This is a genomic window from Clostridium sp. YIM B02555 (assembly GCF_022320955.1).
In the GTDB taxonomy this organism is placed as follows: Bacteria; Bacillota; Clostridia; order Clostridiales; family Clostridiaceae; genus Clostridium; species Clostridium saccharoperbutylacetonicum.
The window spans coordinates 145,431-171,083 of record NZ_JAKJJY010000004.1; the positions used below are offsets into that span (position 1 = coordinate 145,431).

The 25,653-nt window shown below is 29.5% G+C and carries 21 protein-coding genes; 19 read left to right on the forward strand and 2 right to left on the reverse strand.

Translation table 11 applies throughout. The features are described 5' to 3' along the window. Positions 1-55: 55 nt before the first annotated feature. The 4 genes from L3B98_RS08265 to L3B98_RS08280 all read left to right on the forward strand — a co-directional run bounded on the left by L3B98_RS08265 (position 56) and on the right by L3B98_RS08280 (position 5,336). A complete protein-coding gene (locus tag L3B98_RS08265; RefSeq protein WP_238916262.1) occupies positions 56-892 on the forward strand; it encodes a sugar phosphate isomerase/epimerase family protein in 837 nt (278 codons plus the stop codon). A gap of 286 nt (positions 893-1,178) precedes the next feature. After that, entirely contained in the window at positions 1,179-2,996 is a 1,818-nt protein-coding gene (locus L3B98_RS08270) for a beta-glucoside-specific PTS transporter subunit IIABC (protein ID WP_238916263.1), read from the forward strand. A 19-nt stretch (positions 2,997-3,015) separates the two neighbouring features. Then, complete coding sequence (locus L3B98_RS08275) at positions 3,016-4,470, forward strand: glycoside hydrolase family 1 protein (RefSeq protein ID WP_238916264.1); 1,455 nt, start codon at positions 3,016-3,018, stop codon at positions 4,468-4,470. Positions 4,471-4,484: 14 nt separating this feature from the next. After that, a complete protein-coding gene (locus tag L3B98_RS08280; protein WP_238916265.1) occupies positions 4,485-5,336 on the forward strand; it encodes a PRD domain-containing protein in 852 nt (283 codons plus the stop codon). 489 nt (positions 5,337-5,825) lie between these two features. Here the strand turns inward: L3B98_RS08280 and L3B98_RS08285 are convergent, their stop codons facing one another. After that, a complete protein-coding gene (locus L3B98_RS08285) occupies positions 5,826-6,716 on the reverse strand; it encodes a hypothetical protein (RefSeq protein WP_238916266.1) in 891 nt (296 codons plus the stop codon). 482 nt (positions 6,717-7,198) lie between these two features. On the opposite strand from L3B98_RS08285, the gene L3B98_RS08290 reads away from it, so the two are divergent. The 8 genes from L3B98_RS08290 (at position 7,199) to L3B98_RS08325 (ending at position 16,710) form a co-directional block, all read left to right on the forward strand. Then, positions 7,199-7,579, forward strand: coding sequence for a DUF3795 domain-containing protein (locus tag L3B98_RS08290; RefSeq protein ID WP_238916267.1), 381 nt, complete (start codon positions 7,199-7,201; stop codon positions 7,577-7,579). 122 nt (positions 7,580-7,701) lie between these two features. Continuing rightward, a complete protein-coding gene (locus L3B98_RS08295; protein WP_238916268.1) occupies positions 7,702-8,469 on the forward strand; it encodes an IclR family transcriptional regulator in 768 nt (255 codons plus the stop codon). A gap of 102 nt (positions 8,470-8,571) precedes the next feature. Then, positions 8,572-9,459, forward strand: a complete 888-nt coding sequence (locus L3B98_RS08300) for a dihydrodipicolinate synthase family protein (protein WP_238916269.1) — start codon at positions 8,572-8,574, stop codon at positions 9,457-9,459. Between the two features lie 60 nt (positions 9,460-9,519). After that, complete coding sequence (gene ilvD, locus L3B98_RS08305; RefSeq protein ID WP_238916270.1) at positions 9,520-11,256, forward strand: dihydroxy-acid dehydratase; 1,737 nt, start codon at positions 9,520-9,522, stop codon at positions 11,254-11,256. 104 nt (positions 11,257-11,360) lie between these two features. Beyond that, the gene (locus L3B98_RS08310; RefSeq protein ID WP_238916271.1) at positions 11,361-13,016 is read left to right on the forward strand and encodes a glycoside hydrolase family 43 protein; all 1,656 of its coding nucleotides are present in this window, start codon (positions 11,361-11,363) and stop codon (positions 13,014-13,016) included. A 235-nt stretch (positions 13,017-13,251) separates the two neighbouring features. Next, positions 13,252-14,628 (forward strand): MFS transporter, encoded by a 1,377-nt coding sequence (locus L3B98_RS08315; protein ID WP_238916272.1) that lies wholly within the window; start codon positions 13,252-13,254, stop codon positions 14,626-14,628. A gap of 359 nt (positions 14,629-14,987) precedes the next feature. Further along, a complete protein-coding gene (locus tag L3B98_RS08320) occupies positions 14,988-15,857 on the forward strand; it encodes an EcsC family protein (protein WP_238916273.1) in 870 nt (289 codons plus the stop codon). A gap of 34 nt (positions 15,858-15,891) precedes the next feature. Next, positions 15,892-16,710 (forward strand): hypothetical protein, encoded by an 819-nt coding sequence (locus tag L3B98_RS08325; RefSeq protein WP_238916274.1) that lies wholly within the window; start codon positions 15,892-15,894, stop codon positions 16,708-16,710. Positions 16,711-16,808: 98 nt separating this feature from the next. On the opposite strand, the gene L3B98_RS08330 is transcribed toward L3B98_RS08325, so the two are convergent. Then, positions 16,809-17,984, reverse strand: coding sequence for a right-handed parallel beta-helix repeat-containing protein (locus L3B98_RS08330; RefSeq protein WP_238916275.1), 1,176 nt, complete (start codon positions 17,982-17,984; stop codon positions 16,809-16,811). A gap of 440 nt (positions 17,985-18,424) precedes the next feature. On the opposite strand from L3B98_RS08330, the gene L3B98_RS08335 reads away from it, so the two are divergent. The 7 genes from L3B98_RS08335 to L3B98_RS08365 all read left to right on the forward strand — a co-directional run bounded on the left by L3B98_RS08335 (position 18,425) and on the right by L3B98_RS08365 (position 25,650). Beyond that, positions 18,425-19,066, forward strand: a complete 642-nt coding sequence (locus L3B98_RS08335) for a glycoside hydrolase family 11 protein (RefSeq protein WP_238916276.1) — start codon at positions 18,425-18,427, stop codon at positions 19,064-19,066. Between the two features lie 159 nt (positions 19,067-19,225). Continuing rightward, positions 19,226-20,056 carry an SUMF1/EgtB/PvdO family nonheme iron enzyme gene (locus tag L3B98_RS08340; RefSeq protein WP_238916277.1) on the forward strand — a complete coding sequence of 277 codons (831 nt, stop codon included), beginning with the start codon at positions 19,226-19,228 and terminating at the stop codon, positions 20,054-20,056. A 205-nt stretch (positions 20,057-20,261) separates the two neighbouring features. After that, the gene (locus L3B98_RS08345; RefSeq protein WP_077362267.1) at positions 20,262-20,666 is read left to right on the forward strand and encodes a hemerythrin family protein; all 405 of its coding nucleotides are present in this window, start codon (positions 20,262-20,264) and stop codon (positions 20,664-20,666) included. Between the two features lie 480 nt (positions 20,667-21,146). Beyond that, entirely contained in the window at positions 21,147-21,506 is a 360-nt protein-coding gene (locus L3B98_RS08350) for a hypothetical protein (RefSeq protein WP_015392332.1), read from the forward strand. Between the two features lie 189 nt (positions 21,507-21,695). Further along, positions 21,696-23,678 (forward strand): ATP-binding protein, encoded by a 1,983-nt coding sequence (locus L3B98_RS08355; RefSeq protein WP_238916278.1) that lies wholly within the window; start codon positions 21,696-21,698, stop codon positions 23,676-23,678. Between the two features lie 175 nt (positions 23,679-23,853). Further along, on the forward strand, positions 23,854-24,666 hold the full coding sequence (locus tag L3B98_RS08360) for an ABC transporter permease (protein ID WP_238916279.1): 813 nt from the start codon (positions 23,854-23,856) through the stop codon (positions 24,664-24,666). Between the two features lie 9 nt (positions 24,667-24,675). Then, complete coding sequence (locus L3B98_RS08365) at positions 24,676-25,650, forward strand: ABC transporter ATP-binding protein (RefSeq protein WP_238916280.1); 975 nt, start codon at positions 24,676-24,678, stop codon at positions 25,648-25,650. The last annotated feature ends 3 nt before the right edge of the window (positions 25,651-25,653 follow it).

Consider the following 25,653-nt stretch of genomic DNA (forward strand, 5'->3'; position numbering starts at 1 on the left):
TATTGTTAATTTGAATATTTAAGAGCGTATTTAAGTATAAGAAAGGAAGGAAACTATGAGAATTGGAATTAGAGCACATGATATTGAACATGATAGTTTAGAGGAATTAGCAGAAATTGCCCATAAGAAGAATATAAAAAGTTTTCATTTTGCGCCCAAAAAGGTAATTAATGAATTTCACATTAAAAAAGGATGTTTGACACCAGGTTTTGCTCAATATGTTAAAAATATTTTGCGAAAAAATGAGTTGAACATAAGTATACTTGGTTCTTATGTTAATTTAGCAAATCCTAATGATGATGGACTTAAGGAGGAAATAGAAACCTTTAAGGAACATATACGCTTTGCAAAATACATGGGAGAAAGTGTAGTTGCTACTGAGACCGGCTGTTACAATAGAGAATATGTTTATACAGAAAAAAATGATACTGAAGAAGCCTTTCAAAGGTCTTTAAATTCCATAAAAGAAATTGTTGCAGAAGCTGAAAAATTTGGAATTGTGGTTGGGATAGAAGGAAGTATAGAACATGTAATGAGTACCCCTCAGAAATTAAAAAGATTATTAGATAATGTTAAATCAAATAATCTGCAAATTGTTTTTGATCCAGTTAATTTAATTGATGCAAGCAATTATGATAAGATGGATGACATAATAAAAGAGTCCTTTCAGTTATTTGGAGATAGAATAATTTGTGTACATACAAAAGATTTTATTTATAAAGATGGAAAGCTTAAAAGAGTTTCTATCGGAACAGGGCAATTTAATTATCCTTTATTGTTATCCTTAATAAAAGAAAGTAAGCCATTCATTGATATAATATTAGAAGAAACCGTGAATGAAGATAGGGATGCAAGTATAAAATTCATAGAGGAAACTTATAAAAAACTATAAGAATATGCTCGTGTTTATTAATTTTAGGAGTTTATTTAGAAATTTAGTGATGTTATTATTGAGGAGTAAGCTATTCATTAAAAGCAATCTATAAACGTGTTGACGTTTACTCTGATTCGTGATATACTTCACACATAACATAAAAAGAATATAAATATCAGGCATGTGACTGGTAATGCAGGCAGGACTTGAATAAGCTAATATTTTATTAGTTTATTTGAGTCCCTTTTTATTTTGGCAAAATAAAAAGTCTACTAAGATTATTTAATGAGAGGAGACTAATAATATGAATTATAAAGAAGTAGCAGCAAAAATTTTAAAAGCCGTAGGTGGAGATGAAAATGTTGAACATTTAGAACACTGTTCAACAAGATTAAGATTCAACCTTATTGATAATAGCAAAGTAAAAGTGAGAGACCTTGAAAATATTCCAGAGGTAATTGGTGTTAAGCAAAATGTACAATGCCAAGTTATTATTGGAAATGCAGTTGTTGAGGTATACGATGAGGTAAAAAAACTTATTTCTGATAAAGGAACCAGTGTTAACAATAATAAAGAGAAAAGAAAAATAGGTGCAATAGTTTTAGACTTTGTTATAAGTGTATTCCAACCATTGATTCCGGCTATAGCTGGAGGTGGTATTTTAAAGTCACTCTTAATGCTTTTAAATATGCTCGGAATTTTATCAAATACTACATCTACATATAAGATATTAAATTTTGTTGGTGATGCACCATTATATTTCTTACCACTATTAGTAGCAATTACTACTGCTAATAAAATGAAAGTTAATCCATTAGTTGCAGTATCTGCTGTTGCAGCACTATTAACACCTAATTTAGCTAAGATGCTAGGAGATGGAACTTTATTTTTTAATATGCCAGTACAGAATATAAACTATGCATATCAAGTTTTCCCAGCAATATTATGTGTATTATTGTATTCGCAGTTAGAAAAATTCTTTAATAAAATTAGCCCAAAGGTTATTCGTAGCTTCTTTGTTCCAATGATGTCGTTACTTATAACCGTACCAATAACTTTACTTGTTCTTGGGCCAATAGGTTATAATTTTGGGCAAGGGTTTGCAGGGGTAATATTATTTGTTTTTGGTAAATTTGGTTGGATAGCAGTAGCAATCTTAGCAGCATTCTTGCCATTTATGGTAGTTACAGGTATGCACAAAGCAATGATTCCTTACGTTATTACTTCTTTAGGTCAATCAGGTAGGGAATTAATATATAATGCTGCGTCACTTGCACATAATATTTCAGAAGCTGGCGGATGTTTTGCTGTAAGTATTCGTACAAAAGATAAAGCATTAAGATCTACTGCAGTATCGGCAGGTATATCAGCATTATTTGGAATTACCGAACCAGCATTATATGGTGTTACAATTTTACATAGACGTGTACTTTATGGTGTAATGATTGGTGCTTTTACAGGAGGTGCTTTCTTAGGAGTTCAAGCAGTTGAAGCATATGTGGCAGTAGGACCTGGAATAGCAAGTTTATCAATGTTTATTTCTGAAACTTTACCCAATAATTTAATGAATGCGATAATGGGCTTAGGGGTTTCATTTGTAGCTTCATTTATTGCAGTATCAGTTTTGTGGAAAGAAGAAGCACCTAGTAAGGAAGCTGAAAAAGTTGAAAATAATAAAGAAAAATTTAATGCACCATTAGAAGGAGAATTAATTCCCTTAAGTGAAGTAAAGGATGAAGTGTTTTCTAATAAATTAATGGGTGAGGGGTTTGCAATAATTCCTTCTAAGGGAGAACTATATGCTCCAATAGATGGTACAATTGAAATGATTTTTGAAACAAAACACTCCTTAGCAATGAAATCAGAAGAGGGTACTGAAATTTTATTTCATGTAGGATTAGATACAGTGAATTTAAAAGGCAAATACTTTAATCCAGAAGTTTCTGTCGGAAAGAGTGTAAAAAAAGGCGATTTACTGTTAAGCTTTGACTTAGATAAAATTATAGCAGAAGGTTTTGATCCAGTAACTGCAACAATTATTACAAATAGACCAGATGCTAAGATAGAAACAGCAGAAAGTCGAAAAGTTAGTAAGAAAGATAAAGTATTCACAATAAATTAAATTGGAGTTGATTTATATAATGTCATTTAGAGAAGATTTTTTATGGGGCGGTGCAATTTCGGCTAATCAAGTTGAAGGAGCCTTTGATGCTGATGGAAAAGGAATGTCCGTAGCTGATGTAGCAAGTTATAAGCCCAATTTGAGTGTAGAAGATTATGCTGGTCATAATAAGGTTACTTCAAAAATGATTGAAGAAGCTATAGAAGATCAAACTACGAAATTCTTTCCAAAGAGAAGAGGAATTGATTTTTATCATCATTATAAAGAAGATATCGCTTTGTTTGCAGAAATGGGCTTTAAAGCACTAAGAATCTCTATCGCTTGGACAAGAATTTTTCCAACAGGAGAAGAAAGTGAACCTAATCAAGAAGGAATTAAATATTATAAAAGTATATTTAAAGAACTTAAGAAACATAATATTGAACCAATTGTTACATTATCACACTATGAAATGCCATTGCATTTAAGTTTAAAATACAATGGATGGGTAGAGAGAAAATTAATTGATTATTTTGTTAAGTTTGCGAAAGTATGTTTTGAGTCTTTTGGAGAATATGCTAAGTACTGGTTAACCTTTAATGAAATAGATAGTGTTGGAAGACATCCATTTACAACAGCAGGAATTATTCCAGATAAATGTACAGATATAAAGCTTGATGAAGCTGTTTATCAAGCTTTACATCACCAATATGTTGCTGCAGCTTTAGCAACAAAAGAATGTAGAAAAATCATTAAAGATAGTAAAATGGGATGCATGCTAACAAAGCTTACAACATATCCCAATACTTGTAATCCAGAGGATGTATTACTCTCGTTAAATAGTAATTTAGGAAATCATGTTCATGCAGATATTCAGATATTTGGAGAATATCCTAGATTATATAGAACCTTCTTGAAAAATAATGGAATTAAAATTAAAATGGAAGAAAATGATGAAGAAATATTAAAGGAGAATACAGCAGATTATCTATCTTTCAGTTATTATATGTCAAGAACAGAGTCGGCAGATACGATTAAAGAAAAGGCCTCTGGAAATACTATAATGGGTGTGAAAAATCCTTATCTGCCTTCTACAGAATGGGGCTGGCAGATTGATCCTATAGGTCTTAGAATATCATTAATTGAACTATATGACAGATATAGAATTCCATTAATGATAGTGGAAAATGGTATGGGAGCTAAGGATGTAATTGAAGCAGATGGAACTATTCATGATTCCTATAGAATTGATTATTTCAGAGAACATATAAGAGAAATGAAGAAAGCTGTTGAAATTGGTGTTAATTTAATAGGTTATACTAGTTGGGCACCTATTGACTGTATAAGTGTTTCTACTTCTCAAATGAGTAAAAGATACGGCTTCATATATGTTGATCAAGATGATGAAGGAAATGGAACTATGAAAAGATTAAAAAAGGATTCTTTTTTCTGGTATAAAAATGTTATAAAAACAAATGGAGAAATTTTAGAATAGAGATAATAGGGGGAATGAGCTTGAAAATAAAAAAAGTACTTAATTCTAGTGTGGTTTTAGCTATTGACGAGAATAAAAAAGAATTCGTTTGCTTGGGCAAAGGTATAGGCTACAATAAAAAAAATGGAGATATGGTTGAAAAAAAGAGTATCGATCAAATTTTTATGCCTGTAGAAAACATTCAAATAAATGAGTATTTAAGCTTATTAGATTCAATTCCCCCAATATATCTTGATATAACTCAAAAAATTGTTTCAAAAGCTGAAAAAGAATTGGATTCTAAGCTTAATATGAGCATATATTTTACATTAAGTGATCATTTGAACTTTGCAGTAGAAAGAGCAAAGAAGAATATTAATATAACAAATCGTGTTTATTGGGAAATAAAAAATTACTATTCAGAGGAATTTAAAATTGGATTATATGCTTTAGAACTTTTAAATGAAATAACAGATATCAAGCTTCCAGAAGAAGAAGCCGCAAATATTGCTTTTCATTTAATAAATGCTCAATCACAAAGTAATGACTCAAGAGATAGTATGAAATATGCTAAAATGATTGGTGGAATTGTTAATTTGGTTAGATATTCCATTGGAAGTGACTTAAAGATGGAAGGAATTCATTATCAGCGTTTCATTACACATGTTAAATTTTTTACAGAACGGTTTTTTAATGATGTAATGTTGAAAGATGAGAATGATCCAATGTTTGAACAGATAGCAACATTATATCCAGAAGCAATGGAAATTGCTTTTAAAATAAAGGATTATATAAAAAAGGTTTATGACGGAGTTATTCCAAAAGACGAATTAACTTATTTAGCAGTTCATATAAATAGATTGCAAGCTTATAATGAAATAAATTAATATGATGAGCTTAATAGGCGGATTATAAATTTGCGAATCATTTCCACCATGAAACCCACGAAAATTCAAGTTGATTTTCGTGGGTTATTTAATTGTGTGAGAAAGTAACCTACTTACAAAGTAAGTAGAAGAAAAGAGGCTCGTGCAAATGAACAGAAGAAATTTCTTGTGCTAAAATAAATGCCGGTCTAGCAATGTAAAAACAATTACTTTGTTAAACGGTGAAAAATAGAATCAATTTAGTTAGTGTAAATGTAAATGTTAATGTGATATTGACATTTGCAGGTAGCACTACTATCGGTTTTTAATTTGATTTTAAAGGTTATTAGTAGATTAAGATATCTCTATTATGAAATATTCTTACATATATAAAAATAACTCCATAAGTTAAATTAATATAAAATAAAAAATAACAAGCAATAAGGTATTAACTTTTATTTTATATGTGGAAATGTTTAAAATAAATGTTGTTAACAGAAGACATATGAATTATAGTACTACGCCAATTGGATTGATATTGGATATCCCTATATCATATGTCTTAATAAATCTGTTTTCAAGAGATAATTTCTTGAATATTTCCATATAATTCATCTCTTTTTTTGTAATATATAATATAAAAAGTGAAAGATATTTTTCTAAATATTTTGAAGCAACACCATGAAATTTTTTTAGCCATTTCTCTAAAATAATTTGGAATGACCATATTATTTTATCATTCTGAACTTCTTTTTTACGTTTTTTATTATGTGCTTTTGCTACTAAAGAAATATATCGATCACCATATGGTACTATATAAGCTTTCTCGTCAATTAAATAATAAATTTTTTTATTAAAGCTAGGTAAATGCCAATGGCATCTTGAAATTGGTTTAACTATAATAGAATTTCCACCGCTTTTTGCAGCTACGACCCATATATTGTGGCGCACTTTTATAGTAATATTTTTGCTTCCTTTAAAATTCTCAGGGATTAATTTTTTAGCGATATGTACATCTCCGCTTAAATTTGATGGAACACTCTCATAGTTAATTCCCTGCAATACTTTATGTCTCCAATAAAAAGCTGTAACTAAGCTTATTTCCAATTTTTCTGCACAAAATCTTAAGGATTTTCTTTCAAGCACGTATTCAGTGAACTTGATCCATTTACTAGAGTCCTTTTTTGAATAACTCCATAAAGAATTAGAGACATTAGAAAACGTTTTGCCGCATTCTTTGCATTTATATCTTTGAATTCCTTTAAATGATCCATATTTGATGTAGTGTTTTGACTCACAAGTAGGACATTTTTCAATAATTCTATTTAAATAGATATCCTTTTTTATCAATGCAGTAATATGAGAGTTTAATAAATTAAAATTGGCATCAGTTTTTATCAAGAAAATTACCTCAATTCATTGTTAAAATATAAATTAAATATTCAAATTATCTTAATAATTGCCTAAATATTAAGTTTCTAAACATTACCAACATTTATTTTAAACATATATATATGTGATATTTTATTACATAAGCATTAGCTATTAAGCAAATTATTATTTGTTAAAATATTTGCTTAATAGCTTGCTTTTTTAATATAAATTTTTTAAATGCAGTCAAATAATTAGAAAAACAAGTGGTAAAAAGGTAAAGTTTTTAATTAGCATTGCTATAGATTTTTAAAAAATTATCAAAGGTATTCACAGATTTGGATATTTCTATTATTGAATATCATTAATTATAAAATATGCATATATAAGCTATTATGGTAAAATAAGTTTAGCAGTCTGAAAATATGTTCTTTTGAATCGTGGCTCATTAAATAGAAAGATTCAAATATAGATTTTTAGTAATTTAGAAAAATAAATTGGAGGCATAGAAAATGAAGAGAGAGTTGGGAATTGCACGTTGTGGACTAGCTTGCTGTTTGTGTTCAGAAAATGAAAAATGCACTGGGTGTAATACAGGTGAATGTCCAGATAAAGCATGGTGCCAAAATCGAAAATGCTCTATAGAAAAAGGTATAGATGGTTGCTATTCATGCGAAAAAGAGTGTCATAAAGGGCTTTTGAATAAAGTGAAACCATATGGATTTAATTTATTTATTAAGAGATACGGAATTAATGAATTTCTTGATTGTTTAGAAAGAAACGAAAAAGAAGGTATTATATATCATAGAGAAGGAATAATTGGTGACTATGATGATTTTGATAATGTTGAGGAGCTTATTGCATTTATTAAAATTGGAGTTAAGCAAATTTAATTAAAGTATTATAATTAATCATATTATCTAAATTATGTAATTGACAAAATAAAAAGCAAGATATATAATATGTACAACAAATGGAATGGCATTCCATATATGGAACGAAGGGAGAGGGGTGCTTGAATACAGCAATTTTAAGAGGAATAGAAGTTTTAAGGTTTGTAGGTGAAAGCGATGAACCTGTAACTATAGCTGAAATAAGCAAGTTTCTTGATATACCTAAAACGAGTGTTTTTAACATAGTTAATACATTATTAAGTGAAAATTTTCTTGTGATAAATAACCCAAGATTAAAAAGTTATGAATTAGGTATTGGTGTTTTTGAACTTGGAAGTTTGTATTTAAACAAGGCTGAATTAACGAAAATATCAAGTTCAATATTAGAAAACTTATCTAATAAGGTTGGTGAAACCGTATTCTTGGCTGTAGCAAATGATAATGAACTCGTATATTTAGATAAAAGGGAATCAAAAGGTAATTTAAGAACAACTGGCAATTTAGGATCTAGGATATCAATGTATTCAACAAGTTTAGGTAAAGCTATATTAGCAACTTATAATGAAGCACAATTAAATAAATACTTTGATGAAGTTACGCTTGTTCCGAAAACCTCTAATACAATAACAGATAAAGTGTTATTATTAGAAAATTTAAATTCAATTAGAGAAAGAGGCTATTCTATTTCTAATGAAGAAAATGAAGAGGGATTATTTTGTATCGCGGTACCAATATATAACAGAGTAAGTCAAGTAATAGCAGCAGTATCTATTTCTACACTAAAAATAAAAATTAGTACTGAACGTATAGATGAGTATAAAGAATACTTAACTATGGCTGCTTTAGATATATCCAAGAAATTAGGTTATGCAAAAGAAAGTTTATATTAATTTTAAGATGACTTTAACTGTCATCTCAAAATTAATATATTAAAAATATAATTTTAATATGGAACGCTATTCCTAATATGGAACGACAAGAGGAGGAATTTTATGTTTAAAGGAATTTATACGCCATTAGTCACACTTTTCGATGAAAATGGTAACATTGACAAGAATAATTTGAAAATTTTAATCGAAAAATTAATTGATGATGGTGTAGATGGAATTGTAATACTGGGGTCCGTTGGAGAATTTTTTAATATTTCTTCTTTAGAAGATAAAAAGGATTATATCCAGTTTGTATCTAAGGTTGTAAAGGGAAGAGTAAAATTAATAATTGGAACAGGTAGCAATAATATAGAAGAGGTTATTGAACTTAATAATTATTCTAATGATTTAAAAGCTGATGGCGTTTTAATTATAACTCCATATTTCTTTGGGCTAGATGAAAATTATATGTATGAATATTACTCAAAAATAGCGCAAAATACGAAATTACCTATTATAATTTATAATTTTCCTGCTAGGACATCTATAAATCTATCATATGATTTAATACTTAGATTAGCAAACGAATTTAATAATATTGTTGGCATTAAGGATACTACCGATTCTATGAGTAATGTTAGAAGATTTGTACAAAAGATTAAGAAAGTCCGTAAAGATTTTTGTGTGATTTCTGGGTTCGATGAATATTTGTTACCTAACCTATTATCTGGTGGTGATGGTATCATAGGAGGCCTAACCAATATAAATGCAAAATTATTTACAGATGCTTATAAAGCTTTTTTAGATAAAGATTTTGAAAAATTGTTGATTTATCAAGATAAAATTAATAATATGACTGAACTATATGACTTAACTAATCCATTTATAGTAGGACTTAAAGAAGCTGTTAAGGTCTCTCTAAAATTGGATATAAACACAACTATTAGAAATTATGACATTAAAATCGATGAAGAAATTAGAGGGAAAATAAAAAAACTTGTGCAAAGTTAAATAAAGGTTGTAATTATATTTCAAAGTTAAAAAAATTTTATTTATGAAAGGAGCTTTTTAATGTTAGATAAATCTATAATACAAAAAAGTACCTCAGAACGTAAGCTGTGGTCACAATTTGATTCTCTACAAATGGGAATGGATTGGGATGAAGAAGATATTAAAAAACCTCAAATTCTTATTGATGATGTATTTGGTGATAGTCATCCAGGGAGTTCTCATCTTATTGGATTGACAAATCAAGTAAGCATTGGTGTGTATGAAAAGGGAGGACGCCCAGGCCAATTTCATGTTACTGATATTTGTGATGGATGTGCGCAAGGGCATGATGGAATGAATTTTGTATTAGCTTCGAGAGAAGTTATTGCAGATATGGTAGAAATTCATAGTTCGTTTGTTTCTTGGGATGGAATGGTTTTGATATCTTCTTGTGATAAATCAATTCCTGCTCATCTTAAGGCAGCAGCTCGTAAGGGGATACCAACTATATTTGTTCCGGGTGGAAGTATGAGACCAGCACCAGATATGTCAACATCAATTAAGGCTGGAGATATTTCATTAAGAGAAAAGAAGAAAGATGCCATAACGGCTGAAGAAGTTCGTGATTTTAAATTAACTGGTTGTCCATCTGTCGGAGCTTGCCAATTTCTTGGTACTGCAAGTACTATGCAATGTATGGCTGAAGCTCTAGGTTTGGCATTACCAGGAAGTGCACTTATTCCTGCTACAATGAGAGATATAACAGCTATGGCTAGAAAAGCTGGAAGGCAAATTATGAATTTAGTTAAAGCTAAAATTACTACAAAGGACATACTTACTCCAGAAGCGTTTTACAATGCAATTGTTGTACACGCAGCTATAGGTGGTTCAACTAATGTTATGTTACATCTCCCTGCTATTGCTTATGAATTAGGTATAGAATTGAAACCAGAGCTATTTGATGAGATTAATCATAAAATCCCACATATAGGAAACATATATCCTAGTGGGGAATATCCAACTGAAGCTTTTTGGTTTGCTGGTGGAATTCCTATGGTGCAATGGATGTTAAAGGATTATTTATATTTAGATGTATTAACAGTAACAGGCAAGACTTTAAAAGAAAATCTTGAATATATAGAGAAGGATGGTTTCTTCCAAAGAATAGAAGGATATCTCCGTAATTATGGATTAAAGCGAGAACAATTGATAAAGCCAGTTGAAACAACAAAGGAAATGGGATCTATTGCAGTTCTTAAAGGAAATTTAGCTCCAGAAGGTGCGGTTATTAAATATGCAGCAGTATCAGAAAATATGATGTATCATGTAGGGGCTGCAAGAGTTTTCAATTCTGAAGAAGAATGCCATAAAGCTGTAATTGAAGATAAAATTAATCCTGGAGAAATGTTGATTATCAGATATGAGGGACCTAGGGGGTCTGGAATGCCAGAAATGCTTATGACAACAGAAGCCATAGTATGTGATAGTAGATTAAATGGATCAACAGTTTTATTGACAGATGGACGTTTTTCAGGAGCAACGAGGGGACCATGTGTTGGGCACATATCACCTGAAGCAGCAACAGGAGGACCAATAGCGTTGGTAGAAGATGGAGATTTAATCGAACTAGATATAAAGGAACGTAAGCTTAATATTGTTGGAATAAAGGGGAAAACATGTACATCCGAAGATGTTGAAAAAATATTGGCAGAACGAAAAGCAAACTGGATACCTTACAAAATAGAAAAAAGAAAAGGAGTATTTGGGCGATATACAAAGTATGCTGTATCAGCCATGAAAGGTGCTTATTTAGAGTAAGGCGTATTATAAACATTCTGTAAACGATTAGTTTTGTAGACCTTGTTAATTTTTATGATTTAGATAAAAAGACATATGAATAAATAGTCAAAGGAGAGAAGTTTATGGCTAAAATTAAAAATCCAATATTAAGAGGATTTAATCCAGATCCAAGTATTTGTAGAGTTGGTGAAGACTATTATATTGCAGTATCAACTTTTGAATGGTTTCCTGGAGTGCAAATTTATCATTCTAAAGATTTGATTAACTGGAATTTAGTATCACGACCTCTAAATAGAATTTCACAACTAGATATGAAAGGAAGTTCTGACTCAGGTGGTGTTTGGGCTCCATGTTTAAGTTATAGCGATAATAAATTTTGGTTAATATACACAGATGTGAAAGTTACAAAGGGAATTTGGAAAGATTGCTATAATTATTTGGTTACCTGTGAAACTGTTGATGGAGAGTGGAGTGAACCAATTAATCTAAATGGATCAGGTTTTGATCCATCTCTATTCCATGATAAAAATGGTAAGAAGTATCTGTTGAATATGCTTTTTGATAATAGAGTATATAACCATAGATTCGCGGGTATTGTAATGCAGGAATATTCTCCACAAGAGGAAAAATTAATGGGGGAACCTAAACTAATTTTTAAGGGGACAGAGCTTAAGTTAACAGAAGGACCTCATTTATACAAAATTGGTGAGTATTATTATCTTTTAACAGCTGAAGGTGGTACAAAATATGAGCATGCAGCAACAATAGCTCGTTCTAAAAATATAGAAGGTCCTTATGAAGTACATCCTAATAATCCAATTCTTACGGCATTGGATAAGCCTATGAACGAATTGCAAAAGTGTGGACATGCATCTATTGTACACACTCATACTGATGAATGGTATTTAGTTCATTTAACTGGAAGACCACTACCATCAGATGAAATTCCTAGTGCTGAAGTAAGAGGATATGATAAAGAAACAGGAAAACCACTTCCACATACAGCACCAAGGGGATATTGTCCACTTGGAAGAGAAACAGCTATCCAAAAACTTGAATGGATAGATGGCTGGCCATATGTGGTAGGTGGAAAAGAAGGTGCAATAGAAATTGATGCACCTAATATTGAGGAAGTAAAGTGGGAAGCTAGTTATCAAGAATTAGATCATTTTGATAGTGATAAATTAAACATTAATTTTCAAACATTGCGTATTCCATTAACTGAGAATATTATGTCTTTAACAGAAAAGCCAGGGAATATGCGATTATACGGAAAAGAATCATTAATATCCAAATTTACTCAGGCTTTAGTTGCGAGAAGATGGCAATCTTTTAATTTTGATGCAGCTACAAGTGTGTCTTTTAATTCAGATACCTTCCAACAAGCAGCAGGGCTTGTATGCTACTATAACACAGAGAATTGGACAACAATTGATGTTACATGGAATGAAGAAAAAGGTAGAGTAATTGATATTATTTCTTGTGATAACTTTGAATTTTCACAACCATTATCTCAAAATATGATTCAAGTACCAGAAAATGTTGAATATGTACACTTAAAAGTAGAAGTTAGAGTCGAAGAGTATAAGTTCTTTTATTCCTTTGATGGATCAGAATGGAATGAGATACCTATAAGTTTTGAATCTAAAAAATTATCAGATGATTATGTAGGTGGAGGAGCCTGCTTTACAGGAGCATTTGTAGGAATGCACTGTCAAGATGTTAGTGGAAAAAATAAATACGCAGATTTTGATTATTTTATGTATAAAGAATTGTAATTACTTCCGATTACTTATGTTGTTATTTGTTATGATTATTGGTATTTGTAAATGAAAGAGAAAAAACATAAGTACGCAAATTAAAAATTGTTATAAAAATAATGCTTGCGGAATTCCGCAAGCAGATATATAAATATCAATCATTATGTGGAAATTTATATAAAATATTATAAATATTACAAAGAAATATGAGGTTTAGAAACAATTTTATGAATTAAAAATGGAGGAGATTTAAATGAACATTAGTCAAGCAACATCTAAAGTATCTGAAAAAATTACTTTAAAAGAAAAAATGGGTTATGCAACAGGAGATTTAGCTTGTAATTTTATTTATCAAACAGTAAGTAGTTTCTTATTATTCTTCTATACAGACGTTTTTGGGATTTCTGCAGTAGCAGCAGGATTCATGTTTCTAATTGTGAGGATGATTGATGCTGTAATGGACCCACTTATTGGAACAATAGTTGATAAAACCAATACTAAATATGGAAGATTTCGTCCATACCTATTATATGGTGCATTTCCATTTGCAGGGGTAGCAATTCTATGTTTTACAACACCAGGATTTTCTGATCCTATGAAATTAGTATATGCTTATATTACATATACTTTGCTATCAATAACATATTCAGTGGTTAATATTCCTTATGCAGCTCTAACTTCAGCGATTACTCAAGATAATAAGGAAGTTGTTAGTTTAACTTCTGTTAGAATGCTATTTTCTAATATTGGGGGATTAATTGTTTCTTTTGGTGTTCCACTTTTAGCAGGAATATTTACAAATGCAACAGGAAAAACAAGTACCGGATGGCAAATTACTATGTCAATAATGGGTGTTTTAGGAGCTCTTTTATTAATCTATTGCTTCATGAATACAAAAGAGCGTGTTCAAATTGATCATTCTAAAGAAGCAAAAATTAATGTTAAAGATATTTTTATCCAATTAAAATCAAATCGTCCCTTAGTAATAATATGTCTTTTCTTTATTCTTAATTTTGGTGTTAATTCAATTGTCAATTCTGTTGGAATTTATTATGTTACTTATAATGTTGCAAGACCAGATTTAGTAAAATGGTATGGTTTAATGGGAACTTTACCTGCATTAATTCTTATGCCATTAATGCCAACAATGTATAAATTGATGGGGAAGAAAAAGTTACTATTTACTGCTTTATCATTAAAGGCAATTGGCTTAATTGCGTTATTCCTTGTTCCACCTACAATGGTTCAACTTGTATTTGCAGGACGATTAATTGCAGCATTAGGAACTATAACTGCAGGTGCTTTTACATGGGCATTAATTCCAGAAACTATCGATTATGGTCAATATAAGACAGGTAAACGTGCAAGTGGTGTAATATATGCGTTAGTTGGGTTCTTCTTTAAGTTCGGTATGGCAATTGGTGGAATTGTACCAGGCTTAATCTTGGCGAATTTTGGTTATGTGGCTAATCAGGCACAAACTGCAACAGCATTGCATGGAATTTTGCTCACAATGACTGTTATTCCAGTAATATTTGTAATAATAGAACTTGCTGCAATATTCTTCTACAACTTGGATGAAAAAGAGCATAAAAGAGTACTTAGTGAATTAAATAATGCAGGAATGTAGTTCTAAAATGCATTAAAGTATCTTACTTGTAAATTAATATAAATAAATAAAAATATAAGTCCGTATTTATTCTATGATATTTTTAAGTTAAGAAATATTAAATATTGCTACTGATACTGTGAAAAATACATAAATTAATTCTGATTTTAATGAAATCTGAGTTATAATTTACACAAAGCTTACCATATAAAAAATGGTAAGCTTTGTTATGTATTTTTGCCTGTTGAGTTAGTGTGTGTAAAACATAAAACTACCTTCATCATATCATCAATAGAAAAGGTATAACTTAAAAAATAACTAAGGAATTTTATATACATAATATGATAAAATATGTATAGTGGTAGGAATGGAGGGCGAATATGGATAATAAAGAGGGAAAAAATAAATTTGAATTAGCATTAACTATAGCATTAAAATTACCAGGAGTAAAAGTAAATAGGAATAGTTTTTTAAAAAAAGAACTACGTAATTATGTTTCAAAAGAAAAAATTAATCAAGCAATTAAATCCAATACAATAGAAGCAGAAATTGATTTACATGTATTGGATAAGGTGGCAAAAAAAATAATAAGTAAAAGAACGACTAAAACAGCAAGAACTTCTTTTTTTACAGGATTACTGGGTGGATTTGCTATGGCGGCAACTATACCAGCAGATACATTACAATTTTTTAGAGTAGCACTTAAAATTGCACAGGAATTGGCATATTTATATGGATTTGAAGATTTATGGGAAGATGATAATGCTGATAGTGAAAAAGTCAGAAAAGAATTAATACTTTTTTTAGGAGCAATGTTTGGGGTCGGTGGTGCAAATGCTACATTAAGATTGATTTCAACTAATATAGCAAAGCAAGAATTAAAAAAACTACCAAGGCAAGTATTAATTAGGAATATATATTTCCCTGTAATAAAGAAAATAGCTGAGACAATAGGTTTAAAGATGACAAAAGACACCTTTACCAAAGGTGGAACTAAAGCAATACCTATTTTAGGTGGTGTGATTTCTGGAGGGTTAACATATATATCTATGAAGTCTATGGGGAATAGATTAAGGCTGGCATTAGAAAGTTCAGTTAATAAAAATTATACAGAAGAAGATTTGAAAAATGATATTCAAGATTTAGAAAGAGTGACAGGAGAAACTATAGATATTCAATGTGAAGCTGTAGATACTGAATCTAACGATATAATTGAAGAAGCATCTATAGGAAAGGAAGAAGGCTTTTGAGAAAATTAAATTTAAATATAGGAGGCATTTCTCATTGAAAAATAAGTTGTTTATAATAGAAGGATTGCCTTGTACAGGCAAAAGTACAACAGGGCAATTTGTATCACATTTTCTTTCAAAACAAGGATATGCTGCTCTATATTATGATGAGAGTGATTTAGAACATCCAGCAGATTACGGATTTCATGCATTTATGACAAGTAATGATTTGCAAATATTGAGTGATGAGGAATTACAACAAGTTAAAAATATTGGTCTTGAAGAAAATTCAGGCTTAGTTATACCACTTTCTAAGATAAGTGGAGAGTTATTTGATAAAATAATTCCTTTTAAAATATATGATTGTTTACCATGGGAAATAGAAAAGACGGTAATGCTAAATTATTGGGGTGAATTTGCAAAGCAGGCATATAAGGAAGATAGAATTTATGTTTTTAATTGTTGCTTTTTACAGAATCCGTTATGCGAAATGATGATGAGATTTAATTATACTTATGAAGAGATTAAAGAATACATAATAAATATTTATGAAAATATAAAGGCCTTAAATCCCGTTGTGATTTATTTGAAAAATTCTAAAGTAAAAGAAAGAGTTTCTAAAATTACTATAGAACGAGATGATGACTGGCTGAAAAGTGTTATTGAGTATCATACTTCGCAAGGCTATGGAAAGGCAAATGGTTTAGAAGGTTTTGATGGATATATTTCATGTCTTGAAGAAAGACAAAAGCTAGAATTAAAAATTTTAGAACAGCTCAATATTGATAAAATTATTATTGATACACCTTTTGAAAATTGGGAAAGAACACATAATATAATTATAGATTTTATAAAATCATTAGAGGATTTATAAAAGAAATATAATTACATAATTAAATATAAACTGTGCCCTTTGCTATATGATAATTTCAAAGGGTACAGTTTTGTTTAATTAAGTTTTAGTGCTTGGATTTATTTCCAAGTATTATTGTTGGTTGGACAATTTTCTAATTTTACGTTATTGCTATTATCTAACAAATAATCAAATTTATTATTACTGATTTCTGAATCTCTTACTGTTATTGTGCTATTACTATTTCCTAAATAATCAGTAGTTTTAAAGAAATATTCATTATCCTTATCATAGTCTTGAGTTGTTGATTTTGTGTTATTTCTTATAATACATTTATCTAACAATACATTTGAGTTATCTGCTGCTTCAAGAAAACTCCAGCTAAAATTATTATTATCTGCAAATTCACATTTTTCAAAGGTAACTTCTTTTGCGTTAGATACTGCAACTATATTGCTGAAAGCTTCGTGATTGACTATTTTATTATTTGTAAATTTAATAGATTCAGAGTTTGAAATATCAATTGCCCTTAAGGAGCAATGATCTATTTTACAATTTGATGCTGTAAGTCTTTTAACAGAGTTTAAACTAATACCGATACTTCCACAGCCATATAATTCTGAATTTTCTAGAGAAATATCATTGCTATTATTGAAGGTAAGTACGCCAGCATTACATTCATATGGTTCAGGTGTGTGGCCTGCAATTATATTTTTTATAGAAACATTATTAACATTTGTAAATTTCATTATATTAGCATAGCGAGGTGATACCTTTATTTCTGTAGTTCCTGAACCAGTACCTTCAATAGTTAAATTATGAAGGTTTTTTATGTTTAATTCTTTTCCATCATAAACGTTTTCCCATACAACCGAATTATCTGAGTTATTATTTTGTTGAATAGTTGATAAATTATATACTCCTGGTTTTAACAAGATTCTTTTATTTGATCCTATGGCATTAACAAATTCCTGGGCAGTTCCAACAGTAACTTCAGTAATTTGTTCTTTAGAAGTATTGCTAGTGGCTGTTACAGTTGGCTGAATTATAGTTCCATCAGGACCTAATTTATAATTATCAATAGTTATATCATGAGCCATATACCCATCGGCATTAAAATAATACCATTTACCATTTATTTGAGTCCATCCTGTGGCCCATGGAGTATCGATTGAATACCACCAGCCTTTGCTATCTTTTTTCCAAGAAGCACTAGCACCAATTGGAGTTAGCATAAATACAGAAGTCATAATTAATAATGAAGAAACTATTTTTGTTAATTTAGTTTTTATCATCTCATACACCCCTAAAAATTATTTTTTATAGTTTAATTTTACCATTAAAAACGTACCTTTGAAAATATTTGGTAATAAATAATTTGAAAGAGTTGGATATTTAAGGGGAAAATGCTGAAATAATAATTAATATAATCCTGCAAAGCAATTATTTTTGTATGAACTAGCATAAGTATATAGGAGGTGTAAAGATGATTGGAAAATGGGCAACAACATGAAGTACAGGAAGATAATTTGTAAATAAAGTAAAAATATATATAAAAATTAGTATAAAAACTATAATTTATATGGTTTTAAAATAACTGTAAAATTGGTAATATAATGAAAATGATATAAAGCGGTTAATAAAAGGGGTAATATTCAAGTAGTATGTAGATAAGTTGCAAGAAATATTAAAATTGTAAAGTAACTAAATGGTACAATGAAAGGGGAATCATTTAATGAAAAAAAGAGGATTAAAATTATTTCTAGCATCTTTAATGTGCTGTACGCTTGCACTATCCGTTGTAAACGTCAACACAAATGCAGCTACTACAGATTATTGGCAAAATTGGACTGATGGAGGCGGGACAGTAACTTCAAACAATTTATCTGGTGGACAATTTAGTGTTGACTGGAAAAATTGTGGGAATTTTGTTGTTGGTAAAGGATGGAACTATGGGTCATATACTAGAGTTGTAAATTATAATGCTGGAGATTTCTCACCATCAGGTAATGGGTATCTATCTTTGTATGGATGGACAAGAAACTCACTTATAGAATATTATGTTGTTGATGACTGGGGAAGTTATAGACCTACTGGTACTTATATGGGTACTACAAATAGCGATGGAGGCACCTACGATATTTATAAAACTATGAGATATAATCAACCTTCAATTGACGGTTATTCAACATTTCCACAATTCTGGAGTGTTCGTCAATCTAAGAGATCTATTGGTACTAATAATGCTATTACTATGAAAAATCATGCTGATGCATGGGGAAGTAAAGGTATGGCGCTTGGATCTAATTGGGCTTACCAAGTGGTAGCAGTAGAAGGATATCAAAGTAGTGGCCATGCTAATGTAAACGTTTGGTAGATTCGTTTGGTTAAGGTTTATATAAAATGATACTTAAATATTAGACCTATATAAATAATGCTTATCTACATATTACTTAAATATTACCTGTAAAGAAAGTAATGATCTTAAAAATTTATTCAAAGTTGTAATTTTTTACATTAGTTGGGAGATATATCAATGAAAAAATTATTAATAATACTTTTAATGGGAATTATGCTTCAGATAAGTGCTTGTTCGCAAATTAAGTCAGATAGCCTTACTTTAGTAAAAGGTGGAGCGATCATAAGTAAAAGGTCAAACTATTATGGAAGAGTGGAAGAAATGCATAATTTTTATATTGGTAAATATGAGGTGACTCAAAAAGAGTGGGTTGATATAATGGGCAGTAATCCCTCACATTTTATAGGTAACAATTTGCCAGTGGAAATGGTAAGTTGGTATGATAGTGTTGAATACTGTAATAAACGAAGTATAAAGGAAGGTTTAAAACCTTATTACAATATAGATAAAAATAAAAAGGATTCTGATAATAAAAATAATAATGATGATATAAAGTGGACAGTAACTATTAATGAATGTGCTAATGGGTATAGGTTACCGACGGAGAGTGAATGGGAATATGCTGCAAGTGGTGGGCAGCTGAGTAAGAATTATACTTATTGTGGAAGTAATAATCCAGATGAAGTAGCGTGGTATTGGAGAAATGCTGGGGAAAAATACTTACAAGGAAATTGGGAGTGGCCTGTAATAGAAAATAACAAGGATAAAACAAAGCCTGTAGGGGGGAAGAAATCAAATGAGTTAGGGCTTTATGATATGTCTGGAAATGTAAGGGAGTGGTGTTGGGATTGGTATAAAGGTTTTGATATGAGTGTTATATCTGCCAGAGTTACTAAAGGTGGCGGTTGGGTCGGAGATCTAGAAAGCTGCGATCCTTATTATAGTGGAAAGTATGATGCAAATGGTAAAGGACCAGATCAAGGCTTACGAATATGCCGGAGCGAATGAATGGAAGCTGTGACTATTAATTTATATTATAAACTTAATTATAGAGCATTTTGTAGAAAAATGAAGAATGAAAACCGGTGCTTGTAATATGGTAATTTAGTAAAATATAAGTATGGGTGTGCATAATTATGAGAGGTGCTAATAAGCATAAAATTAAGTGTAAACCTTTTAAAACTAAATTTATTTTACGAAAGGTGTTGGTTTTATGAGTTTAAGATGGGATGACAAGTTATTAATTGGGGTTGAAAATGTCGATAAGCAGCATAAGGAATTATTTAATTATTTAGATAAGTTTTTATCTGCTGTAAAAGAAGGAAAAGGTAAACAAGAAATAGAAAATGCGTTGAATTTTCTAGAAGACTATACAATAAAGCATTTTCATGATGAAGAAGAAATTCAAAAAAGATATGGATATCCGAGAATGAATGAACAATGTAAACAGCATGAGGCGTTTAAAAAAGAGCTTAAAGATTTGAGAAGTGGATTTGAGGATATTGGAGCATCTGTGTTATTGGCTTTAAATGTTCAAAATAAAATGGTTAATTGGGTTAAAAATCATATATCAACGCTAGATAGAGATCTAGGTGAGTACATAAAGAATAAAAAATAATAAACTTTAAAATATACTTGTATAGGATATAGAAGCGATTAATAGAACTTAGTTAAAGTAATTACACTTTTCTGAGTTCTATTTTTTATTCTTTAGAAAAATCTATAATAAAGTTAAATCTGTTGATAACTTATTGAAAAGGCCAATTAAGTAGGTTTTGTGTGTCAAAAAGAATAAAAAATAAATCTTATTCGCCTGCCAGATTTTTCTCACATGCGTTCGAAAAGGCAGATGCGTAAAAAAAATCTCCGGCTCCACAGTCGCCTGCGATTTTTTTACTAAAATAATTATTTCAATATAAAATTGAGATAAAATTATTCTAACAGCTATACACTAAAAATTTGTAATATGTTATAATTTTAGAAAAAGCATTTTTAGGGAGAGAAATTGATAACTAATGTTGAAAAATGTTGTTTTACAAGGAATAACGACTTAAGGGTATCAGTTTATTATTTTAGGTATATAAAGGGGAGAAAATGTATGGAATTATTGAATCATTATAAGGGGTTTATTATTATTGGAATTTCAGGGTTTATTGGATTTTTAGGGATAGTATCACTAATTAAAAAGCCAAAGGCACTAAGTAGATTTGAAGCTTTTTGGACAGCCTTAGTACTATGTTCAGAAGGAGTTTACTTGGGATTTTGCATTAATAGTCAAGAGGCTGTACTTGAAATTATATTTTTAGGGGTTGCTATATTTCTATTATGGGTAATAATATTATTTCTATTTAGAAGGCCCAAATTCGAGCATAGAGGAATAGTAATGATAACCTGTTTAGTTGGGATTATACTTTATCTAGCTTTGTTTTATTTGAATCATTTTAATTTATTAGGATAAATAATTTATAGATACATATTTAAGGCTTATGTTATTTGTTTAGTAACATAAGCTTTTTTTGTTGCTAATTGAGAAAAAAGTCATAATTTGAATTTTGAATGTGAAATTTGATTATAAAAGTAGAAGAAATTAAGAAAAAATGTGTAGAAAATGATAGAATATGATAGAATATATGAAAGGAGGCGAATTATGCATATTTTATCAATCTTTCGAAAAAAGATAATTGAGTATTTACATTTAGTAGTTATGTGCGTTAGCTTATATTATGTATCAAAATTTAATTTTGTATATTTGGATGCATCTGCAGAAATAGTAACTGTTCTTTTTGGATTTATACTCATATTAATAATATTAAGTACAATAAAAGCATGTGATAGTAAGTATTTTCATTTGATAGCATTTATACTTAGTATTTTTGGAATTATTGCATTATTTGTTGATGATTATGGAGAAAATAATTTATTGTATATTTTATTTCAATATTACGAATGTATTTTATTGAATTTATCGGTTAAGTATATAAATAAAAAAGCTAATTTGAGTAACCTATTTTCTGAAAATAAAATTCTTGTAAGCTTATTTTTATTTATTACTTTTGTAATCAGTTATGTATCAAAAAACTATGATACTAAATACTCTTTAGATATACTTGGAAGTGTAAGTGCAGTATTAATTATACTCGGATATATAATTTTCTTTTATAGAATTATTAAAACTAAAGCTGATATTCTAAATGGAAGTAAATTGAATTTGTTTTCATTGATATTTTTCAAGAGTTTATCATATCTTTGTTTTTCATTATTTAATGATACAACTATTAATATACTGGGGCACTTGTTTGAAAATATAGTGTACTATTACATATTTAATATAATTATCAAAGAGATAGTTATAAATCCTTATAATAATTTATTTAATAGGTTTATGAACAAATCACAGGAGTTAGAAATTGCTAATAAAAAGATAGATAAAATAAGTCATAAGGCTGCTAATATAGAAAAATTAAACGATAAATTCATTAATTTAATTCCAGATGGAATTATAATAATCAGAGATAAGAAAATTGAATCTGTGAATGATAGACTTTTAAATATGTTTGATATTAATGACGAATTAGAAGTTGAAAAGGCTGATTTTGATAAAATACTAGATAGTTCACAATTAGATATTTTTATGTCAAGAATAAATAGCATGGATAGCAGGATTTTAGAAAAACCACAAGAGTACGAGATAAAATGGGACGGAATGAAAAAATGGGTCGAAGTAAAGTCATTAATTGCCAATGATGAAAGAGGAGAATATATCATTTCTGCAATACGAAATATTGAAGATAGAAAAAAGGTTGAAGAAGCAGAAAAATTATTAGAACTAAAAAATAAAGAGGAAAGTCTTAAAAATGATTTTTTTGCGAATATATCACATGAACTTAGGACACCAATTAATGTTATTTATTCTGCTCTTCAAGTTCAAAATGGTTATTTAAAAAAGGACAACTGTAATGAAAATGTATTAAAATATAATTTGATAATTAAACAAAATTGTCTAAGACTTATGAGATTGATTAATAATATCATAGATATAACAAGAATAGAAAGTAGTTTTTTTATACCAAACTATAAAATAGAAAATATTGTTTACTTAGTAGAAGAAATAACTATGTCAATTGCAGTCTATGTTAAAAGTAAGAATATTAAACTAATCTTTGATACAGAGGTGGAAGAAGCCTATGTTAATTGTGATTCGAATTTAATTGAAAGAATTATGCTTAATGTGCTTTCAAATGCAGTGAAGTATGGAAAAGAGGGTGGGAATATTTTTGTTAATATCTATAAGGATGGTGAAAATAATATTTTAATTTCAGTGAAAGATGATGGTATGGGAATACCAAGTGACATGCAGGCAAATATTTTTGAAAGATTTTCAAAGGTTGACAACAGCATATCTAGGAAGATAGAAGGTAGTGGGATAGGTTTATCTCTTGTTAAGCAGCTTGTGGAAATTCAAAAAGGAACTATTGTTTGTGAAAGTGAATTGAATGTTGGATCAGAATTTAAAATAACTTTTCCAACTGTAGAATATTCTTTAGAAGATGTAACAGATGAGGAACAGTTAAATTGCTATTCTAATAATGCTATAGAAACTGCTGAAATTGAATTTTCTGATATTTATTAATAATTAGTGAAGGTTAAAGGTAATAAACATTTATGAGTAAGTGTTTATTACCTTTTTCATTTAAGTACAAACTATTGACAAATTATCCCTTGAACTTTACAATGCTTCCGAAATAGATAATAAGGAATTTGATTAACTGAATAGTTAATTAAAAATAAGAAGGAGATGGTCAGTTGTGAAGGGAAAGGTTCTCATGGCGACATTCAAAAGGAATTTTATTGTTATGCTTAGGGCATATCCAATGAGTTTTTTTGTAGGAAATCTTTTAACAGGATTTTACACGGTAGTTGGAGCATTGTTTATGTACAAGATGCTTTTTAACGGAACAGTTGGGAAGGAATTTTTAGGTTACACAGGTACTGGAGATTATATGAGCTATGTAATTTTAGGCAGCTTAACTTACATTTATGTTGTTAGGACATGCTTAAATGTAAGCAGGAGTCTTATTACTGAGTTAAGGGAAGGCACCTTGGAAAGCTTGATGCTTGCACCTTTTAAAAGGAAAGAATATTTTATTGGAAATATGCTTCAGCAGACCGTAGCTACCACCTTTGAAGTGAGTGTATCTTTAATCATTGCTATTCCTTTTGGTTTGAATTTAAGCAGTATAAATATACCTGCTCTTATTATAGCAGCACTTTTAGGTTTATATGGTTTCTTTGGATTGTCTATGGTCCTTGCTTCCATAATGCTGTATACAAGAGATACTTATATTTCACAAAATACTTTATTTGTAGGAATGCTTTTGCTATGTGGTATAACTTTTCCAACAGAATATTTGCCAACAGTTTTAAGGTGGATGGGAGAATTAATACCTGTAACTGAAATTTCAAATTTAGTAAGAGGCTCAGTGCTTTTAGGTAAAGGAATCTTTGAGCAGACAAATACAATTATTTATGTATTTTTATTAAGTACCGTTTATATGATAATAGGATTTTTTAGTCTTAAGAAAATAGAATTTATAGCATTAGAAAAAATTCAAGGATAGGTGATAAGCATGATAGAAGCAAGAAATTTAAAGAAGATATATGAAACTAAAATTAGTAAAGGATTATTTAAAAGTGAAAAAGTTAAATTTGAAGCAGTCAAAGACGTGTCTATAAAATTAAAGGAGGGACAGATAATAGGGCTCTTAGGTATTAACGGGGCAGGAAAAACTACTACTATTAAGATGCTGACAACCTTACTTTCCCCAACCTCTGGAGAATATTTTGTTGATGGAATTGATGCAGTTAAAAATCCAATGGTTATAAAAAAGAAAATTAATATGGTTGCTGGTGGGGAGAAAATGATTTATTTTAGACTGACTCCACAAGAGAACCTATGGTATTATGGACAGCTATATGGAATACCAAATAAGCTTCTTCAAGAGAGAATTGATTATCTTCTTAAGTTGGTTGGTTTATATGAAAATAAGGATAAAAAAGTAGAGGAATTTTCTAAAGGAATGAAGCAAAGGCTTCAAATAGCAAGAGGACTTATTAACGATCCTCAATATATATTTATGGATGAGCCAACCTTAGGGTTAGATGCGGTAACTTCAAAAGAGTTGAGGGAAAATGTAAAAGTACTTACTAAAGAAAGAGGAAAAGGCATATTATTAACCTCACATTATATGGAGGAAGTTGAGGAACTTGCAGATTATATTTATGTTTTAGATAAAGGAGAAATAATTAAACAGGGAACGGTTAAGGAATTGTCCAAGGATGTATTTACAAAAATAGAATATAAATTAATTCTTCATAATAATATAGAAGACTTTGATAACTATTTGTTTAATATTTTAGCCAGTAAGGATAGCACAGTTGAAGTATATAATGATGAAAAGACTTACAAAATCATAAGTTCAAGAAATTTAAGTCTTGATATATCAAAAGCTTGTATAAATAAAGGAGCAATTATAAAAGAATATTACGAAATTGTACCTAACCTTGAAGACACTATAATAAAACTTTCAAAGAAGGGAGCATAATTT

Bases quoted from the DNA above. Each gene is read 5' to 3' on its own strand.
- L3B98_RS08320 (WP_238916273.1), top strand. From the start codon at position 14,988: ATGGATAATAAAGAGGGAAAAAATAAATTTGAATTAGCATTAACTATA.
- L3B98_RS08350 (WP_015392332.1), top strand. From the start codon at position 21,147: ATGGAATTATTGAATCATTATAAGGGGTTTATTATTATTGGAATTTCA.
- L3B98_RS08330 (WP_238916275.1), bottom strand. From the start codon at position 17,984: ATGATAAAAACTAAATTAACAAAAATAGTTTCTTCATTATTAATTATG.
- L3B98_RS08275 (WP_238916264.1), top strand. From the start codon at position 3,016: ATGTCATTTAGAGAAGATTTTTTATGGGGCGGTGCAATTTCGGCTAAT.
- L3B98_RS08265 (WP_238916262.1), top strand. From the start codon at position 56: ATGAGAATTGGAATTAGAGCACATGATATTGAACATGATAGTTTAGAG.
- L3B98_RS08345 (WP_077362267.1), top strand. From the start codon at position 20,262: ATGAGTTTAAGATGGGATGACAAGTTATTAATTGGGGTTGAAAATGTC.
- L3B98_RS08340 (WP_238916277.1), top strand. From the start codon at position 19,226: ATGAAAAAATTATTAATAATACTTTTAATGGGAATTATGCTTCAGATA.
- L3B98_RS08365 (WP_238916280.1), top strand. From the start codon at position 24,676: ATGATAGAAGCAAGAAATTTAAAGAAGATATATGAAACTAAAATTAGT.
- L3B98_RS08335 (WP_238916276.1), top strand. From the start codon at position 18,425: ATGAAAAAAAGAGGATTAAAATTATTTCTAGCATCTTTAATGTGCTGT.
- L3B98_RS08315 (WP_238916272.1), top strand. From the start codon at position 13,252: ATGAACATTAGTCAAGCAACATCTAAAGTATCTGAAAAAATTACTTTA.
- L3B98_RS08280 (WP_238916265.1), top strand. From the start codon at position 4,485: ATGAGCTTGAAAATAAAAAAAGTACTTAATTCTAGTGTGGTTTTAGCT.
- L3B98_RS08310 (WP_238916271.1), top strand. From the start codon at position 11,361: ATGGCTAAAATTAAAAATCCAATATTAAGAGGATTTAATCCAGATCCA.
- L3B98_RS08355 (WP_238916278.1), top strand. From the start codon at position 21,696: ATGCATATTTTATCAATCTTTCGAAAAAAGATAATTGAGTATTTACAT.
- L3B98_RS08270 (WP_238916263.1), top strand. From the start codon at position 1,179: ATGAATTATAAAGAAGTAGCAGCAAAAATTTTAAAAGCCGTAGGTGGA.
- L3B98_RS08300 (WP_238916269.1), top strand. From the start codon at position 8,572: ATGTTTAAAGGAATTTATACGCCATTAGTCACACTTTTCGATGAAAAT.
- L3B98_RS08290 (WP_238916267.1), top strand. From the start codon at position 7,199: ATGAAGAGAGAGTTGGGAATTGCACGTTGTGGACTAGCTTGCTGTTTG.
- ilvD (WP_238916270.1), top strand. From the start codon at position 9,520: ATGTTAGATAAATCTATAATACAAAAAAGTACCTCAGAACGTAAGCTG.